The following is an 18609-nucleotide window of genomic DNA, read 5'->3' on the forward strand; positions in this document are numbered from 1 at the left end:
GAAGGCGAGTCTCTATAACTCAGCCCCGGTGTTGACTTACTCCGACACCCGGAGGGAACGTCAGATCAGAAGCATTAGATCAGCAATCTGTTAATCTAATCACATAACATCCCCGAGAACCTTGATCGCGCTCAGCATCCGCGCGATTTCCTGTTCGGTGTTGTAATGGCAAAAGGATATGCGGATACAATCCGACAAGCCAAGCGGAGTCAGGACATTGCCTGAGTAATGATCGGCCTTGCGCGTGTGTGTACGAATGCCCTGCTGGTTCAGCAATTCGACCACATCTTCTGAAGGGTATCCGTCCACTACGATGGACACCAGACCTTCGCGCGCCGGGTTATCGGCGCCGGCCAGAAGGGTCACATGATCCATGTCGCGCAACCCCGGCAGGTTACCTGTGCCGTTAATGGCGATATCGGTCAAATGAGTCTCATAGGCGTGAATGGCGCGGCCCGCAGCTTCGATCCGTTTGCGCGGGTTTTCCTCGTCAGACACTTGCATGCCCAGCCAGTCGAAATAGGCCACCACATCCGAGATGGTCGCGTAAGAGCCTGCATCGCGGGTCCCAAACTCCCAACCCGTTGCGGGCGCGTCGATCAGCATGTCGTGCGGCAGAGAACTGAGCCTGTCCGAAATCCAGGCGATACCGTATCCGTGACGCGAGAACACTTTGTAGGGTGAGATGGCATAGCCGTCCACGCCATAGGCGTCGAGGTCCATCTGGCCATGCGCCGCGTGCTGGATGCCGTCGACAATGATCATGCACTCGGGCGCAACCGCACGGATCGCCGCTGAAATCGCCGCCACGTCCATCCCCATTCCGGTCACGGGCGAGGCATGCAGGATCGTTGCAACCGCCACGTCCGGCGTCATCAACGCTGCATAATCGTCTGCGGTAACCAGGCCTGTTTCATTGTCATGGGCCACATTCACATAATCCAAACCCGCGATCCCGGCCCAGCGGCGCGCGGCGCTGCGCGTGGCGGGATGTTCGATGGAGGACCCGATAAATTTGGTCCCTTTTGGTGCCGCCAGACATGCGGTGCGGATCAGGCGAAACAGCAACTCGGTCCCGCTTTCCCCGGCAAAAAACTGACCCGATGAGGCGTTCATGAAAACGCCCAGATCGCTTTTGGCTTTGTTAATCACCTGCTGGGTCCCCTGCCCCGCGGGATTGATCCGACCCGGATTGTCCGGGATTGCCGCATAAAAAGCCGATGTCTCAACAACCGATTTCAACGTCAACGCCCCGCCCGCATTTTCAAAGAAAATACGCTCGCCCTGAAACGGGCAGCTGTCGACATGGGCGAACCGGTCACGGATGGCCTCGATCAAGGCGGGGTTGTTCTGAATCATGGCGCGGTCCTATCGATAGTCTGGGCAGGCAGAGCGGGTCGCTCACACCTAACGTCACCGCCACGGGGGATGCAATCTTTCACATTGCCGACATCAGATGGCCCGCCAACGCCATCCGCCCTACCCGCGGGACAGTTGAGACGAGTAATAAAAGGCAATAGCCTGCGCCCGGTTCTTTACAGCCAGTTTTTCATAGATGTTGGACAGGTGGAACTTGACCGTGTTGGTTGAGATCTGAAGCTCTTTCGACATGTCCCGGTTGGACATGCCCTGCGCCAAAGCTTCGAGTATGGTGCGTTCCTTGCGGGACAAGCTCTGGATCGGGTCCTGCTGCATTTTGCGCACATCGATAAACGGAAACACCATCTTGCCTGCGGCCACGTCAGCGCAGGTTTCCAGCAAGCCCTCAACCTCACCGGATCGGGCGGCAAAACCGGCTGCCCCGGCCTGCATGGCCAGGCGCGGGATTTCACCTGTCGCCTCACCGTAAACCACAAAGCGCGGCGCGTTGGCCTGTTCGCGCAGCACTTCGATCAGTTTGGCCGCGCCCAATACCGGCAGGTTCCAATCCACCACGCCGACTTTCACGGGCACGCGCATGACCGTTCCCAAAAAGCCTTCGGCCGTGGCCGACGTCGCCACCAGCGAGAATCGCGAATCCCGCTCAAAGATTTCGGACATCGCCGACAAAACCAACGGGTTGCCATCCGCCAGCATGACATCGATCGGAGCGTTAGCGTTATCACCCATCTTTTCTTCCCGAATTTGTCAAAAACCACCTATTTGGGTAGGCGTTAATTTGGTATACACTGGTATTTTTACCGGTATGGGTAGGTATTTCCCCACCCAAATAGCCATCCTAAAGCAGTAGTAAGTTACGTTGCGTCCACTGGCAACTGCGGGTTTTCTGTTCGGCAACATAACACACCGGGCCCCGCTGCCCCCAACTGCCGAGGATATCTAGCCATGACCTTTCAGATCTTCCCTCCGCTCGAAATCCCCGAGACCATGGCCGCCGGCCCCGGGCCCGGAAACACCGATGCCCGCGTCCTGCATGCCTTTGCCAGCGCAGGGGTGGCGGATCACATGCAGGGCGACGTTCTGCGCGGCATGGTAGAATGCAAGCACATGCTGCGCGCCGTCTGGGGCACTCAGAACGCCTATACCTTTGCGGTCGCCGGAACGGGCTGGAGCGCGCTGGACACCATGTTTTCCGCAGTGATGCCCGGTGACAGGGTTGTTGCGTTCACCAATGGCACCTTCTCGGGCATTGATGCCCTCACTTTGCGGATCAAGGCCGCAACACCCGAGGAACACGCCGCCAATCCCCTTGACCCGCAGGCCGCCAGCGTCACCGTAATTGAGGTTCCGCACGGTCAGCCGGTGACGGGTGAATTGGTTGAAGCTGCCCTGGCCGAGCATCAGCCCAAATGGGCTTTCATGGCGCATTGGGAAACCGGGTCTGGTCGCGTGAATGATCTGCGCGGGTTCTCGGACGCGTGCGAACGCCACGGTGCCATGGGTCTGATCGACGCCGTGTCATCGCTGGGTGCCGAAGATTTCTCAATCGACGACTATCCGGGTATCGCTGGGTGGGCCTCTTGCCCGCAAAAGGGCCTGTGCTGCCTGCCGCTGACCTACGCGCCGGTCAGCTTTACTGAAGATTATATTGAAAGTCTGAAGACGTCTGGTGCCTATACCTATGTGCACAACCCCATCTTTGAGGCCCGTCACTGGGGCATCGTTGATGGTCAGGATGTCGAAAAAGGCACCTATCACCGGACGCATTCGGGCTATGCAGTTGCCGCGTTCCACGAATCCCTGCGCCTGACACTGCAAGAAGGTCTGGCAAAACGGTCATTGGCCTACCGCACCCATGAAAAGGTTCTGCGCGATGCGGTGATCGCCATGGGGTGCGAGGTGACGTCGGACATGCCCAGCCTTGTGGTACTGAACCTGCCGCCGGAACTGGCGGGCCGCGAGATGGAGCTGGTGCAGAACTGCCGCGCCCAAGGCTTTGGCATCTGGCCCACGCTCAGCGCGCCGGTGCAGGTCCGCATCGGCATCCTCAACCAGCTGAACCGGGATGCTGTCAGCCGGATCATACATCTTTTTGCCGACGCCCTGCGCGAGCTGGGCGCCGATGTTGATCAGGACGCAATCGAGACCCTTTTGGAAAGCCGTTACGGCACCTCGATCGCCGCATAATCACACTGCATGAACGGGAGGATTGCAGATGGATATCCATGAATATCAAGCGAAAGAGCTTCTTTCGAACTTTGGCGTCGACGTCCCGCCGGGTGCGTTGGCCTACAGCCCCGAACAGGCAGCTTACCGCGCGCGTGAAATGGGTGGCGACAAGTGGATCGTCAAAGCGCAGGTCCATGCCGGTGGGCGCGGCAAGGCCGGTGGCGTCAAACTGTGCGACACCGAGCACGAGATCTATCAGGCCTGTGACGACCTGTTCGGCCGCAAGCTGGTGACCCATCAAACCGGCCCCGAAGGCAAGGGCATCTACCGCGTCTATGTAGAAGGCGCGGTGCCGATTGATCGTGAGATTTACTTGGGCCTCGTTCTGGACCGCTCCAGCCAGCGGGTGATGATCGTGGCCTCGTCCGAAGGTGGGATGGAGATCGAAGAAATCTCGGCCGAACGCCCCGACAGCATCGTGCGTTCCATTGTCGAACCTGCGGTGGGCCTGCAGGAATTCCAGGCGCGCGAGATTGCGTTCAAACTGGGGCTGGAGCCGAAGCTGGTGCAGCAGATGGTGCGCACGCTGCAAGGCTGCTACGCCGCCTTCAGCGATCTGGACGCCACCATGGTCGAGATCAACCCGCTGGTCATCACCGCCGATGACCGGGTTCTGGCGCTGGACGCCAAGATGAGTTTTGACGACAACGCCCTGTTCCGTCACCCGCAAATCGCTGAACTGCGCGACAAAAGTCAGGAAGACCCGCGCGAAAGCCGCGCGGCGGATCGCGGTCTGTCTTATGTCGGCCTGGACGGCAATATCGGCTGCATCGTGAACGGCGCCGGTCTGGCGATGGCCACGATGGACACGATCAAGCTGGCCGGGGGTGAGCCTGCAAACTTCCTCGACATCGGTGGCGGGGCCTCGCCCGAGCGTGTGACCAAAGCGTTCCGTCTGGTTCTGTCGGACCAGAATGTGCAGGCGATCCTGGTGAATATCTTCGCCGGTATCAACCGCTGTGACTGGGTGGCTGAAGGTGTTGTTCAGGCGCTGAAGGAACTGGACATCGACATCCCCGTCGTCGTCCGGCTGGCGGGCACGAATGTGGAAGAAGGCCAGAAAATCCTGGCCAAATCCGGCCTGCCCATCATCCGCGCCACCACATTGATGGAAGCCGCCGAACGCGCCGTGGGCGCATGGAAAAACGACCTGTCTCAGGGCACCAAGATGAGGGCTGTGTAATGAGCATTCTTCTGGATCGCGACTCACGCGTTATCGTTCAGGGTATCACCGGCCGTATGGCACGGTTCCACACCAAGGACATGCTGAACTATGGCACCAATGTCGTCGGCGGCGTCGTGCCCGGCAAGGGCGGTGAGACCGTCGAAGGTGTGCCCGTCTTCGACACGGTCAAGCAGGCGGTTGAGGCCACCGGCACAGATGCCAGCCTTGTCTTCGTGCCGCCGCCCTTTGCCGCCGACTCGATCATGGAGGCCGCCGATGCCGGTATCCGCTATTGCGTCTGTATCACCGACGGCATCCCGGCCCAGGACATGATCCGCGTGAAACGCTACATGTACCGCTATCCCAAGGACAAGCGCATGGTGCTGACCGGGCCGAACTGCGCGGGCACCATCTCGCCGGGCAAGGCACTGCTGGGGATCATGCCGGGGCATATCTACCTGCCCGGTCACGTCGGGATCATCGGCCGCTCGGGCACGCTGGGCTATGAGGCCGCAGCGCAGCTGAAAGAGCGCGGGATCGGTGTTTCGACCAGCGTCGGCATTGGCGGCGATCCGATCAACGGCTCGTCCTTCAAGGACATCCTGCAGCGGTTCGAAGAAGACGAAGACACCCATGTCATCGCCATGATCGGTGAAATCGGCGGCCCGCAAGAGGCAGAGGCGGCAGACTACATCCGCAACCACATCACCAAACCGGTGATCGCCTATGTTGCAGGTCTGACCGCGCCCAAGGGCCGGACCATGGGGCACGCCGGTGCGATCATCTCGGCCTTTGGCGAAAGCGCCAGCGAAAAGGTGGAAATTCTGTCCGCCGCCGGTGTGACCGTGGCGGAAAACCCCGCCGTGATCGGTGAAACAATCGCTCGGGTGATGGAGGCTGCGTGATGGTCAAACCCTCGGTTCTTGTGACCCGCCGCTGGCCTGCCGCCGTCGAGGCGCAACTGGCCGAGAGCTATGACACCGTGCTCAACACCGGGGACAAACCCTTGTCCCCGGCTGAAATCCGGCAAGCGCTGAAAACCTATGATGCGGTGCTGCCAACCGTCACCGACACGCTCAGCGCCGAGGCGCTGGACGTGCCCGGTGCGCAGACGAAAATCCTTGCCAATTATGGCGTTGGCTACAGCCATATCTGCGAACCCTCAGCGCGTGGGCTGGGCATGACCGTGACCAACACGCCCGACGTGCTGTCCGAATGCACAGCCGACATTGCCATGACGCTGCTGCTGATGGTCGCCCGCCGCACCCGCGAGGGCGAGCGTGAATTGCGCGCCGGGAACTGGACCGGCTGGCGGCCCACCCATCTGACCGGCACCAAGGTCAGCGGCAAGACGCTGGGTATTATCGGCTTTGGCCGCATCGGTCAGGAAATGGCGCGACGCGCCCATCACGGTTTTGGCATGACTGTCCTTGTCTACAGCCGCAGCCCGGTGGCCCCGGACGTTCTGGCCCAATGCAACGCAACCCAGGTCGACAGCATCGACGCGCTGCTGCCGCGCTGCGATTTCGTCTCGCTGCATTGCCCCGGAGGGGCCGCGAACCGACACCTGATCAACGCGCACAGGCTGGATCTGATGAAACCTGACGCGTTCCTGATCAACACCGCACGGGGCGAACTGATCGACGAACACGCCCTGACGCAATCGCTGATGTTCGACATGATCGGCGGCGCGGCGCTGGATGTGTTCGACGGCGAGCCCCACATCGCCCCGGCGCTTTTGGACTGCGACAACCTCGTGATGCTGCCCCACATGGGCAGCGCAACGCGCGAGGCCCGCGAGGCAATGGGCTTTCGCGTGCTCGACAACCTGCACGACTTTTTCAGCGGCCAGGAACCCCGTGACCGCGTGATCTGAACGAAGCTTTACAACCAAGGACCAACCTCATGAGCTTTCACCCCATTGAACAGGCCCCTGCCCGGCTGAACCGCAGCGAACTGGCCGTTCCGGGCAGCCAGCCCGGCATGTTCGAAAAAGCGGCAAAATCTGACGTTGACGTCATCTTTCTGGATCTCGAAGACGCCGTTGCGCCGGATGAGAAGGAACAAGCGCGCAAGAACATCATAGAGGCGCTGAACGACATCGACTGGGGCAACAAAACCATGTCGGTGCGCATCAACGGTCTGGACACGCATTACATGTACCGCGACGTGGTGGATGTGGTGGAACAGGCCGGCACGCGGCTTGACCTGATCATGATCCCCAAGGTTGGCACGGCGGCAGATGTTTACGCGGTCGACATGCTGGTCACCCAGATCGAAGACGCCAAGGGCTACAAGAAGCGCATCGGGTTCGAACATATCATCGAAACCGCCCTGGGCATGCAGAATGTCAGCGAGATCGCAGCAGCCTCAAAGCGCAATGAAAGCCTGCATTTTGGTGTGGCCGACTATGCGGCCTCGACCCGCGCCCGCACCACGATCATCGGTGGCGTGAACCCGGACTATTCGGTTCTGACCGATGCAGATGCAGATGGTGGCCGTATGACCCATTGGGGCGATATGTGGCACTATGCTCTGGCCCGCATGGTCGTCGCCGCGCGCGCCAACGGTCTGCGCCCGATTGACGGACCGTTCGGTGATTTCCAGGACCCCGACGGCTATCGCGCCGCCGCAAAACGGGCCGCTGTTCTGGGGTGCGAAGGCAAATGGGCCATCCACCCCAGCCAGATCGCGCTGGCCAATGAGGTGATGTCGCCGTCTGACGCCGAAGTCACCAAGGCACAGCGCATTCTGGTCGCCATGTCCGAGGCCGAAGCCGCAGGCAAAGGCGCCGTATCGCTGGACGGGCGTCTGATCGACTATGCCTCGATCCGTCAGGCCGAAGTGCTTGTCGAAAAAGCGCGCCAGATCGAAGCGGCGTAAGGACTTCGGATCAAACGAAAAAACGGCAGCGGGGGCCTTGGTCCTCGCTGCCGCGTTTAAACTTGCAATATCCGCGACCCTAAAGCGCCAATACCAGACGCTTGGATTTGGAACGCGAAACGCAGGCGCACATGTAGCTGTTCGATGCCTGTTCTTCCGGTGTCAGGATGCCGTCGCGATGGTCGACTTCGCCCTCGACAACATCCACCATGCAGGATCCGCACAACCCCTCGGAACAGCCGAAATCCACATGAACGCCATTGCTGCGCAGAACGTCCAGAAGCGTTTCGTCTTTCGTGACCGTATACACGGCCCCCGAGGACTGCACCTCAACCTCAAAGCTTTCGTTGGGCGCGTGATCGATATCCGACGCCGCCGCAAAGCGTTCAAAGTGGATCGCACCACCACGCAATGAGGTACCCGCCTCAAGAACAGCGTTCAGCATCGGCTCGGGGCCGCAGGTATAGACATCGGCACCCATCGGCATGGACTGCATGACCGCGGCCAGATCGAACTGCCCGTCTGTGTCGTCACAATGCAGGTGATACCACTCATCCAGCCCCAGGGCGCGGAACTGTTTGTCCATCGCCGCATAGTCCTTGGACCGCACCAGATAATAAACCCGGAAATCCTGCCCCCGGTTCAGCAACTCGCGCGCCATGGCCACCAACGGGGTGGCACCAATACCGCCCGCGATCAGGGTGACGTGCCGGTCATGGCTTTCCAGAGGGAAGTGATTGCGCGGCCCGCCGATGGGCAGCTCGACCCCTTCCTCAAGCGCGTGCATGGCGATGGACCCGCCGCGACCATCCTCTTCGTGCTTGACGGCGACATTGATCAGTCGACCGTCCTGGCTCCAGCTCCACAAGGAATACTGCCGCACCAGATCATCGCTTAGGTGAATATCCACATGCGCACCGGGTTCCAGACTGGTAAAGCGGCCGCTGAGAATCTCGAAACAGAAATCCGAAGTATCTGGGCTCAACCGGGTTTTGCGGATCAAGCGTGCAGTTTGTGTAGTCATCAGAGGTCCCTTATGTCATTGCCCATTGTTGCGATCAGCAACACAGGCGCGTTCGGCACTGGGTATTCTTAAGGCGCAACATGGGGCCTGCCCAATTGGAAAGGCCAAGTACAGGCGCGACATACGCGCAGAGAAAGATGCAAATTTCAATTGCAATTTTTTTCGTTTTCAGTTGAGGTCACCTCAATCAAACCCGCAGCTACGTAGTCTCCATGTCTCGCCGCCATTATAACCTACCGCCCCTTGCCACCCTCTCTGCGTTTGAGGCGGCTGCCCGACGTCTCAGCTTTAAAGAAGCGGCGGGCGAATTGTCCGTCACGCCGGGCGCCGTAAGCCATCAGATAAAGGCACTGGAAACCGAGTTGAACGCGCCTTTGTTCCTGCGTCAGCACCGGGGCGTCGAACTGACCGATGACGGGGCCGCGCTGTACGAAGTTCTGGGAGACTCTTTTCTAAAAGTGTCCAAGGTGTTGGAACGCATCCGCAGCAATGATTCCGATAATCAGGTAACAGTCGGTTCGACCACTGCCGTTGCGGCCCTGTGGCTTTCCCCGTCCGTGATCCGGTTCTGGCAGGACCATCCGCACGTAAAAGTGAACCAGGTGGCGCAAGACTCGGCCTTCTCAAACAACCCCAATCTGGACCTGTTCATTCGTTACGGAAAGGATCCGATTTCAACCTTGTCCCACACGAGGCTCTACCGGGATACCCTGACCCCTGTATGCAGCCCCGAACTGGCTGCAGAGTTAAAGGATGCCGATCTCAGCGACCTGTTGCAGCACCGTCTGATTCACCTTGAGACGGCAGACAACACTTGGACAACCTGGGCAGAATGGTTCAAAGAACTTGGGTTTACTGGCAATATACCGACGCAATCCAGGGTCAACAGCTACGCATTGGCACTGCAGGTGGCACGCAAGGGTGCAGGTCTTGCGCTGGGGTGGAAACGCCTGCTGCAACCAATGCTAAGTTCCGGAAAACTGGCAACGTTGGAGCAGTTCAGCGCACCCGCACCCAGAAACTTTTATCTGGTCGGCCGGGACGATACGCACCTGTCTGACGGCGCGCTGGCATTCAAGAAATGGCTTCTGGATGAGGTCAACGCAGGGTCGGTTTAGCTGGCCTCATCTGCCGGTTAGGTTTTTTCCTATTGAAGCTTTGCCGGTTGCGCTGCCAATGGAGGTCAAAACCAACGCCAATCTCATACTCAGGAGTGACCGATGAACAAGCACGCATCGCTTTCGTCCGTTCTGACCCCGGTAAACACAGCAAAGGGGCTGCCGAACGAGCACTATATCGACCCCAAAGTCTTTGCCGAAGAACGGGAATCCGTACTGTTCGCGAACTGGTCCGGTATTGGCTTTGGCAAGGATATCCCCGAAGCTGGCGATGCAAAGCCGGTTGATTTCCTGGGCATGCCGATTCTGATGGTCCGCGACCGCAATGGTGAAATCGGCGTATTCCAGAACACCTGCCGTCACCGCGGCATGATTCTGGTCGACAAGCCGCAGAAAATCCGTGGCGCGATCCGCTGCCCCTATCACAGCTGGTGCTACGGCCTGAACGGCGAACTGCGCACCGCACCTCACGTAGGCGGCCCCGGCCAAAACACCCACGAAGATCTCGATTTCTCGGAACTGGGTCTGATCCGCATCCGCTCTTATGTCTGGCGCGACGTTGTGTTCGTCAATGTCGACGGCAACGCGCCCGAGTTCGAAGAGGTGCACAGCGACCTGATGGAGCGCTGGAAAGAGTTCGAACAGCCGATGTATCACGGCGGCGCCGGTGCCTCGGTTCGTCTGGAACTGGACTCGAACTGGAAACTGGCGGTCGAAAACTACTGCGAAAGCTATCACCTGCCTTGGGTTCACCCCGGCCTGAACAGCTATTCCCGTCTGGAAGACCACTACAACATCAACGAGCTGGGCAAATACTCGGGCCAGGGCACGCTGGTATATCGCCAGTTCGAAGGTCAGGACGGCGAAAAGCTGGACGATTTCGACGGCCTGAGCGACAAGTGGAACGAAGGCGCGGAATACATTGTCGTGTACCCGAACGTCCTGCTGGGAGTTCAGCGCGACCACGGTTTTGCCTTTATCCTCGAACCTGTGAACCAGGAAAAAACCATCGAGCATATTGAGTTGTACTACGCCAAAAAACCCGAAGACGCGCCCGAGCATGAACCTCTGCGGGCCAAGAACGCTCAGCTGTGGAAGACCGTTTTCGAAGAGGACGTGTTCGTGGTCGAAGGCATGCAGAAAGGTCGTCACGGCGTTCTGTTCGACGGCGGCCGTTTCTCGCCTGCGATGGACGGTCCGACCCATTGCTTCCACCATTGGGTTGCAACGCAGATCGAAAAAGGTCGCGCTGCATAATGAGCGACTTTCTAAAGGACGGTCTGGCCAGAAACTTTCTGGCCGGATCGTGGGTCGATGGTGACAAGGGCGCTGCCATCGCCGTCGAGGACCCCGGCAATCAAGAACATGTCGCCGATTGCGCACAAGCGGGTGAGGCATCTCTGGCCCGCGCGCTAGAGGCTGCGCGCACGTCGTTTGAACAGCGCGATCTGGCCGACATGAAACCGGCCGAACGCGGTCGGTTGATGATGCGCATCGCGCAGGAAATCCGCAACATCGCGGATGAAGGGGCCGTACTGCTGTGCCGTGAAAGCGGCAAGACGCTTGAGGCCGCCCGGGATGAATTCATCGAGGCCGCGCAGTATTTTGAGTACTATGGCGGTGTTGCCGACAAGATCGAGGGCAAGTCGATCCCGTTGGGACCAGACTATGCTGACTATACCGTTTTCGAACCTTATGGGGTCTCGGCGCAGATCGTGCCGTGGAACTTCCCTGTTTCCATTGCGGGCCGTTCGCTGGCGCCGTCGATGGCGGCGGGAAATTCGACCATTATCAAATCGCCGGAACTGGACCCGATTGGCCTGGCGATGCTGGGTGTTGCGCTGGAACGGGCCGAGGTGCCCGCCGGTGCCGTGTCGATCCTGAATGGCATTGGCTCGGATCTGGGCGCGAAACTGGTTGCCAGTTCCCAGGTGGATCAGATCGTATTCACCGGTTCGGTTCCGACCGGGCAGAACATCCTGCGGTCAGCCGCCGACAACGTGATCCCGTCACTGATGGAACTGGGTGGCAAGTCCGCAGCCGTGGCCTTTGACGATGCGGATCTCGATACGCTTATGACCAGCCTGCAAAGCGGTATTTTCTACAATGCCGGTCAGGTGTGTTCGGCCATGGCACGGGTGTTGGTGCATCGTTCGATCTATGACCAAGCGGTCGAGCGTGCGGCCCAGCTGGCCAATGGCCTCAGCGTCGGGCACGGGTTGGACAATCCTGAACATACGCCTGTCATCTCGGCTCTGCAGTTGCAGCGCGTGGAAGAGATCACCTCGACTGCGCGTCAGGACGGTGCGCGCGTCGCTGCTGGCGGTGCGCGTCTGGAACGCGGCGGGTATTTCATGTCCCCCACCATCCTGGCGGATGTCGATCCCCAAAGCCGCGTCGCGCAAGAGGAAATCTTCGGCCCGGTGACCTGCTTTACCCCCTTCGACACCGAGGAACAGGCGATCGCCATGGCCAACGGGACCGAGTTCGGTCTGGTCGCAGGCATCTTTACCCGTGACCTCGCGCGGGCCCATCGTGTGGCGCACAAGCTGCGGGCGGGTCAGGTTTTCGTCAACGAATGGTTCGCCGGTGGTATTTCGACCCCGTTTGGGGGCGTCGGGAAATCAGGTTTTGGACGTGAAAAAGGGCTTGAGGCGCTTTACAACTACGTCAGGACCAAGAACATCGCGATTTCGCTGAAAGGCTGACTGTGGATCTCGACGAACTCGACACACAACTGCTGCAGGCGCATGCGGATTACAACGTGCCTGACCTGATACGGTTGTACCATCAGGCGGCGAATCTTGCAGAGCTTCGTCAAGATCATGAAGCGGCGTGCTTCTATTTGACTCATGCGTTTGTCTTCGCTCTGGAATACGGCTCGCCCCAGGCTGATGAGTTGAACCGAATGCTGTTTGAACGCGGCCGCGCGCATCGTCTGGAGTTCTAGGTTTTTTGCCTTGATTCCGCGCGCCGACACCCGGTGCGCGTCATACAAGGGGCGCAAAGCAATCACAAATTCGGGAACCCCGGGCCTTGGCTCGGGGTTTTTCTTGTTGGGGACCGCGCAAAGGAGTTCAGTTTAATTCCTCTCACCTCTTCTTGAATTTTGTGGACATTGCCGTCAGCCCCCGGTTCGTGAAAGAAACCCATCGAAACACAACGCGCGAGATAGCAAAATGCGAACAGAAGCCAGGGCCGTGGTCATCGGCGGCGGTGTCATCGGATGCTCAATCCTGTATCACCTCACCAAGCTGGGATGGTCGGATGTCGTACTATTGGAAAGGGACGAGTTGACCTCTGGCTCAACTTGGCACGCAGCGGCGAACATCCACGGGCTGCATGACAGCACCAATATCAGCCGCATCCAGCACTATACGATGAATCTGTATAACTCGTTGGAGGAAGAAACCGGCCAAAGCTGTGGCGTTTTCCAGCCCGGCTCGTTGTATCTGGCCCAGACCGAAGAGCGCGAGCATCAGCTCAAGCTGCAGGCCGCCAAGGCCAAGCTGTACGGCATGAACTTCTATGAGATCAGCATTGAAGAAGCGCAAAAGCTGAACCCGCTGGTCAATTACGACGGCATCCGCTGCGTGATGTTCGAACCCGATGGCGGCAACGTGGACCCGTCGGGCGTGACCAACGCCTATGCCGTGGGTGCGCGTCAGCGCGGGGCCGAGATCCACCGCTTTACCCCCGTCACCGCGACCGAGCAGCAGGAAGATGGCACCTGGATCGTCAAGACTCCCAAGGGCGACATCAAAACGCCTTGGGTGGTGAATGCCGCGGGTCTGTGGGGTCGTGAGGTCGCGAAACTGGCCGGGATCGAGCTGCCGCTGCAGCCGACCGAACACCAGTATTTCGTCACCGAGGCCATGTCTGGCGTCGAAGGTCACGGCACCCGCCTGCCCTCGGTCTCGGACCGGGATGGCGAATACTACCTGCGTCAGGAAGGCAACGGCCTGCTGGTCGGCGCTTATGAGAAAGACATGAAGTTCTGGGCCGAAGAAGGCACGCCGCTGGACTTCGCCCATGACCTGTTCCCCGACGATCTGGAGCGGATCGAAGAGAACATGATGAACGCCATCGAACGTCTGCCCGCCGTGGGCGAGGCCGGGATCAAGCGCGTCATCAACGGCCCGATGATCTGGTCGCCCGATTCCAACGTTCTGATGGGCCCGGTGCCCGAGGTGGATGGCTATTTCTGCTGCAACGGCATCATCCCCGGCTTCTCGCAATCGGGCGGCATGGGCCTGATGGCGGCACAGTGGATCATCGAAGGGGAAACCGAATACGACATGTTCGCTTGGGACATGGCGCGCTTTGACACCTGGGCCACGAAAGAGTTCACCAAAGCCAAGGTGCAGGACCAATACGCCCACCGCTTTGCGATCCACTTCCCGAACGAGGAACGCAGCGCAGGCCGCCCGGCCCGAGTGCGCCCGATCTATGAGACCCAAAAAGCCATGGGCGCGGTGTTCGGTCTGAACGTCGGCTGGGAACACCCGCTGTGGTTCGCGGATGAACCGGGCACCGTAGACACCAACGGCTTTACCCGCCAGAACTGGTGGGGTCCCGTGGGCGAGGAATGCAAGATGCTGCGCGAGCGCGCGGGCATCATCGATATCTCAAACTTTGCCAAATACATCTGCAAAGGCCCCGGCGCTGCGGATTGGCTGAACGCGGTCTTTGCCAACAACATGCCCAAGGCGGTGGGCCGGTCCTGCCTGACGCCGCTGATCTCGAAACGCGGCGGTATTGCGGGCGACTTCACCGTTACCCGCGTGGCCGAGGATGAGTTCTGGATCATCGGGTCCGGTATGGCCGAGCGGTATCACAAGCGCTTCTTCAAGCAGGTTCCGCTGCCCGAAGGCACCACGTTCGAAAGCCACACCGAAGCAATGTGCGGCTTCAACGTCGCCGGTCCTAAATCGCGCGAGATCCTGCAACGCCTGACCAACACCTCGCTGGCGACCGAGGACTTCCCGTTCATGCGGTCGGCCAAGATCGAACTGGCGGGGGTTGAGGTTCTGGCCCTGCGCGTGTCTTTCACCGGCGATCTGGGTTGGGAATTGCACTGCAAGACCGAGGATCAGGCCCGTCTGTATGACGCCCTGCTTGAGGCCGGCAAAGCCTACGACGCAGGCCCTGTCGGCAGCCGCGCGTTGATGTCGATGCGGGTAGAAAAGGGTTATGGCTCGTGGAGCCGCGAATACAGCCCCGAATACTGGCCGCACGAAGTTGGGCTGGACCGTTTGTGCAAATTCGAAAAGGACTTCCTGAACAAGGAAGCCGCGCAGAAGGTGCTGGACACCCCCGCCCGAGAACAGCTGGTTCTGCTGCATTTGGATGAGGCCGACGTCACCGCCTCGAACGCTGACGCCACCGGTGGTGAGCCGATCTTTAAAGACGGCGAAGGCATCGGTCGTGTAACCTCGGGCACCTATGGCTATACCGTCGGCATGTCGCTGGCCCTGGGCTATGTCAAGAACGCCCAGCCCGGCGATGAGGTTGAGGTGATGGTGCTGGGTCGACCGCACAAGGCCACGATCCTGCATGAGCCTCCGTTTGATCCGGCTGGCAAGGTCCTGCGCGGATAAAACGAGCGAAAACAGAATCAAGATCAAGCCGCGGCGTTTCGATGAAACGCCGCGGTTTTTCTGTTTTCGGCTTCCTACGTATTGGAAGAAATTTATTATTTATAAATAAGTTAACCACCTCAAGTCAGGACATGTCACCGCCACGTATTCACAGCTGAAAATAAGTCGCAAAAAGAGCTTGACGCTTCATTGGTGTACGTGATTTCATATATGAAACACCCAAGATGGGTTCGTTTGCACCGCGTAGGGAGGCGCCGTGATGACGACACAACAATCTGCTTTGCGTGCAAGGCAGGGAACCGAAAGCCAGATTGAATTGTCCCTGAACGGGATCGGAATGTCATTCTCGGGCGTGTCTGTTCTGCGCGACGTGAACCTGGCGTTTCAGGGCGGTGAAATACACACGTTGATGGGTGAGAACGGCGCCGGGAAAAGCACGTTGGTCAAAATCATCAGCGGCGTGCAGAAGCCGACCTTTGGCACCTTTCAGATCGATGGGGAAACTGTCGAGTTTGACGCCCCGCATGATGCTGAAAAGCATGGCATTGTCATCATGCATCAGGAACTCAGCCTGATCCCGGAAATGACCGTGGCCGAAAACGTGCTGCTGGGGCATGAGCCCCGGAAATTCGGGACTTTCATCGACCGCAAGGCCCTGCGCGAAAAAGCCAGCAAGGCATTGTCGCGGTTCGGGTTCACGCTGGACATCGACACGCCCGTCAAGGACCTGCGCGTTGGCGAACAGCAACTGGTTGAAATCGCCCGAGCGCTGCTGATGAATGCGCGTCTGCTGATCATGGATGAACCGACCTCGGCCCTGTCCCAAGCCGAAGCGGATATTCTGATGGAGGTCGTGCGCGACCTGGCTCTTCAGGGAGTGGCGGTAATCTACATCTCGCACCGCATGGACGAGGTGTTCGAAATCTCGGACCGCGTCAGCGTTCTGCGCGACGGCGACCTGATCGGCACGCGCCTTGCCTCGGAAACCACATCGGCCGAGTTGATCCGCATGATGGTGGGCCGCACCGTCGAAATCGTTCCCGTCGAGCGGCAGAAACCAGCCACCGATGAGGTCGTTTTGCAGGTCGAGAACCTGACCGCGTGGGATGGCCACCGCAAAGTTCTGGATGATGTCTCATTCAACCTGAACCGCGGCGAGGTTCTGGGCATCGGCGGGCTTCTGGGGGCCGGTCGCACGGAACTGCTTGAGACGCTGTTTGGAGCACGCGGAAACAGCTATCGGGGCGACATCACCCTCGAAGGTCAAAAACTGCGTCCGGCGAAACCGCAGGATGGGGTGCGCAACGGGCTTGCCCTGATCACCGAGGATCGCAAAGGCAACGGGTTGATCCTGGACCGGTCGATCTCATCCAATGTGGCCTTGCCGCTGATGCCCCTGCAATCGCGGTTCGGGCGCTTTTCCGAGGCCGAACAGAACAAACAGGCGCTGCGCGCAATTGAGACGCTCAAGGTTGCGGCAACCGGCCCCGACCATCCGGTCGGCAAGCTGAGCGGCGGCAATCAGCAAAAGGTGGTTCTGGGCAAATGGCTGGCCACACAGCCGCGTGTCCTGCTGCTGGACGAACCCACGCGCGGCATCGATATCGGTGCCAAGGACGAGATTTACGATCTGGTCGGACGGCTGGCGGATCAGGGGATCTCAGTCCTCTTTGCCAGCTCGGAACTTTCGGAATTCATGGCGGTTTGTGACCGGATGATCGTGCTGTGCGAAGGCCAGATGGCCGGAGAGCTGTCGCGCGAAGAAATGTCCGTGGATTCAATAAAAGCCCTGGCAATGCAGTTTCGCTGACTGCCCAACCCAAGCGAACTGGCCCACAAAAGAGAAAAGACATGACCGTTATGGAACCCAACAGCCAAACAGTGAAACAACAGCACGCGGGCAGTTCGATGTTCATGCACCTGCTGAGCAAAACAAAACTCTATTGGGGTCTGTTCGCCCTGATCCTGTTTGGTGCGCTGACCTCGCCCCTGTCCTCTAAAGGCAACAACATCTTTCTGTCACTGGGCAACCTGACAGACATCCTGCGTCAGGTCTCGGTCACCGGGATTGTCGCCGTGGGCATGACCATGGTGATTTTCATCGCCGGGATCGACCTGTCGGTCGGATCGGTCATGGCGCTGGGAACGGTGATCTGCGCCATGTTGCTGACGCAAGAGGGGTGGACAGCCGCCAGCTATTTCGGGGTTCCGGCAACCGGCATCGTGCTGTTTGTCTGCATCGCCGCGCTGATCTATTTCGTCCAAAGCAACCTGAACCGCAGTTCGGAAAACCCTACGGCCAGCGCGCCCTCGCGGATGCTGAGCCGTCTGGTTGCCGCCGCCATTGCAATCGGCGTTATGGTCTGGCTGGCCGGTCAGGTGATGCCCAAGTTCGGGGTGCTGGCTGTGCTGATCGTCGTGCCCTGCATCGGGGCCGTGATGGGAACGGTGAACGGTGCGCTGATCGTTTATGGCCGCCTGCAACCCTTTATCGTGACACTGGCGATGATGGTGGGCGCGCTGGGTCTGGCCCGCGTTATCGCCGGGCAGGATACAGCCGTCTACCCGGTGTACACAGGGTCGAATGCGACCGAGAATTTCGAAGTGCTGCGTGAACTCCTGTGGGGTGTTGTCCCCGTACCGGGCCTGTTCTTTCTGGGCGTGCTGCTGGTGTTTTTCCTGATCACCCGCTTCACCACCTTTGGCAGCTATCTGATGGCCATCGGCGGCAATGAAGAGGCCGCGCGTTTGGCCGGCATCAATGTGGGCCGCAACAAGATCATCACCTATGCGCTGGCCGGGGGCCTCTCGGCGCTGGCCGGAGTGCTGTATGTGGCGCAGTTCCGTCAGGGGAAACCCGACGCGGGTCTGGGTCTGGAACTGGACGCGATCGCAGCCGTGGTCATCGGCGGGACCAGTCTGATGGGTGGCCGTGGCGCGATCATGGGAACGTTTGTGGGCGTGCTGATCTTTGGTTTCCTCAGCAACATCCTGCAACTCAACAACATCGACAGCAACACGCAGCTGGTGCTGAAGGGCATCATCATCGTGGTCGCCGTCCTGCTTCAGGAAGGGCGATTTGAAGAGATCTTTGTCATGGCGAAAGAGCGCCTGGGCAGAGGGAGGAGGCTCTGACCTCAAATCTTGGCGGACCAAGGTCAGAGCAATCAGAACGCGGGAATTTGGAGAAACCCGCATCATGACTAAGGA

Annotated in this window: 15 protein-coding genes; 12 read left to right on the plus strand and 3 right to left on the minus strand. The window is 59.4% G+C overall.

Annotated elements, in window-relative coordinates; translation table 11 throughout:
* Nucleotides 1–99: 99 nt before the first annotated feature.
* Nucleotides 100–1359, minus strand: coding sequence for an aminotransferase class V-fold PLP-dependent enzyme (locus ACRZ94_RS15740; protein WP_480797794.1), 1260 nt, complete (start codon nucleotides 1357–1359; stop codon nucleotides 100–102).
* A gap of 120 nt (nucleotides 1360–1479) precedes the next feature.
* The gene (locus ACRZ94_RS15745; protein ID WP_480654980.1) at nucleotides 1480–2109 is read right to left on the minus strand and encodes a response regulator transcription factor; all 630 of its coding nucleotides are present in this window, start codon (nucleotides 2107–2109) and stop codon (nucleotides 1480–1482) included.
* A gap of 216 nt (nucleotides 2110–2325) precedes the next feature.
* Between ACRZ94_RS15745 and ACRZ94_RS15750 the strand changes: the two genes are divergently transcribed.
* The 5 genes from ACRZ94_RS15750 to ACRZ94_RS15770 are packed head-to-tail and all read left to right on the plus strand — an operon-like array spanning nucleotide 2326 to nucleotide 7657.
* Nucleotides 2326–3567, plus strand: coding sequence for a pyridoxal-phosphate-dependent aminotransferase family protein (locus tag ACRZ94_RS15750; protein WP_480797795.1), 1242 nt, complete (start codon nucleotides 2326–2328; stop codon nucleotides 3565–3567).
* 28 nt (nucleotides 3568–3595) lie between these two features.
* Nucleotides 3596–4792, plus strand: coding sequence for a malate--CoA ligase subunit beta (locus tag ACRZ94_RS15755; RefSeq protein ID WP_480797796.1), 1197 nt, complete (start codon nucleotides 3596–3598; stop codon nucleotides 4790–4792).
* The gene (sucD, locus tag ACRZ94_RS15760) at nucleotides 4792–5679 is read left to right on the plus strand and encodes a succinate--CoA ligase subunit alpha (protein ID WP_480797797.1); all 888 of its coding nucleotides are present in this window, start codon (nucleotides 4792–4794) and stop codon (nucleotides 5677–5679) included. The genes ACRZ94_RS15755 and sucD overlap by 1 nt, the downstream gene beginning before the upstream one ends.
* On the plus strand, nucleotides 5679–6650 hold the full coding sequence (locus ACRZ94_RS15765) for a 2-hydroxyacid dehydrogenase (protein WP_480797798.1): 972 nt from the start codon (nucleotides 5679–5681) through the stop codon (nucleotides 6648–6650). Before sucD ends, ACRZ94_RS15765 begins: the two co-directional genes overlap by 1 nt.
* A gap of 29 nt (nucleotides 6651–6679) precedes the next feature.
* Nucleotides 6680–7657, plus strand: a complete 978-nt coding sequence (locus ACRZ94_RS15770) for an HpcH/HpaI aldolase/citrate lyase family protein (protein ID WP_480654989.1) — start codon at nucleotides 6680–6682, stop codon at nucleotides 7655–7657.
* A gap of 79 nt (nucleotides 7658–7736) precedes the next feature.
* On the opposite strand, the gene ACRZ94_RS15775 is transcribed toward ACRZ94_RS15770, so the two are convergent.
* Nucleotides 7737–8681 (minus strand): PDR/VanB family oxidoreductase, encoded by a 945-nt coding sequence (locus tag ACRZ94_RS15775; protein ID WP_480654991.1) that lies wholly within the window; start codon nucleotides 8679–8681, stop codon nucleotides 7737–7739.
* Nucleotides 8682–8893: 212 nt separating this feature from the next.
* Here ACRZ94_RS15775 and ACRZ94_RS15780 point away from each other — a divergent pair, with 212 nt between their 5' ends.
* The 7 genes from ACRZ94_RS15780 (at nucleotide 8894) to ACRZ94_RS15810 (ending at nucleotide 18534) form a co-directional block, all read left to right on the plus strand.
* Entirely contained in the window at nucleotides 8894–9799 is a 906-nt protein-coding gene (locus ACRZ94_RS15780; protein ID WP_480654993.1) for a LysR substrate-binding domain-containing protein, read from the plus strand.
* A 102-nt stretch (nucleotides 9800–9901) separates the two neighbouring features.
* The gene (locus ACRZ94_RS15785) at nucleotides 9902–11056 is read left to right on the plus strand and encodes an aromatic ring-hydroxylating oxygenase subunit alpha (protein ID WP_480654995.1); all 1155 of its coding nucleotides are present in this window, start codon (nucleotides 9902–9904) and stop codon (nucleotides 11054–11056) included.
* A complete protein-coding gene (locus tag ACRZ94_RS15790) occupies nucleotides 11056–12507 on the plus strand; it encodes an aldehyde dehydrogenase family protein (RefSeq protein ID WP_480654997.1) in 1452 nt (483 codons plus the stop codon). The genes ACRZ94_RS15785 and ACRZ94_RS15790 overlap by 1 nt, the downstream gene beginning before the upstream one ends.
* Before the next feature lie 2 nt (nucleotides 12508–12509).
* Entirely contained in the window at nucleotides 12510–12749 is a 240-nt protein-coding gene (locus ACRZ94_RS15795; protein ID WP_480654999.1) for a hypothetical protein, read from the plus strand.
* 229 nt (nucleotides 12750–12978) lie between these two features.
* Nucleotides 12979–15399, plus strand: coding sequence for a GcvT family protein (locus tag ACRZ94_RS15800; protein WP_480797799.1), 2421 nt, complete (start codon nucleotides 12979–12981; stop codon nucleotides 15397–15399).
* A gap of 259 nt (nucleotides 15400–15658) precedes the next feature.
* On the plus strand, nucleotides 15659–17209 hold the full coding sequence (locus ACRZ94_RS15805) for a sugar ABC transporter ATP-binding protein (RefSeq protein ID WP_480797800.1): 1551 nt from the start codon (nucleotides 15659–15661) through the stop codon (nucleotides 17207–17209).
* Between the two features lie 41 nt (nucleotides 17210–17250).
* Nucleotides 17251–18534, plus strand: a complete 1284-nt coding sequence (locus tag ACRZ94_RS15810) for an ABC transporter permease (protein ID WP_480655005.1) — start codon at nucleotides 17251–17253, stop codon at nucleotides 18532–18534.
* The last annotated feature ends 75 nt before the right edge of the window (nucleotides 18535–18609 follow it).

It is taken from the genome of Ruegeria sp. CH10 (genome assembly GCF_056537125.1).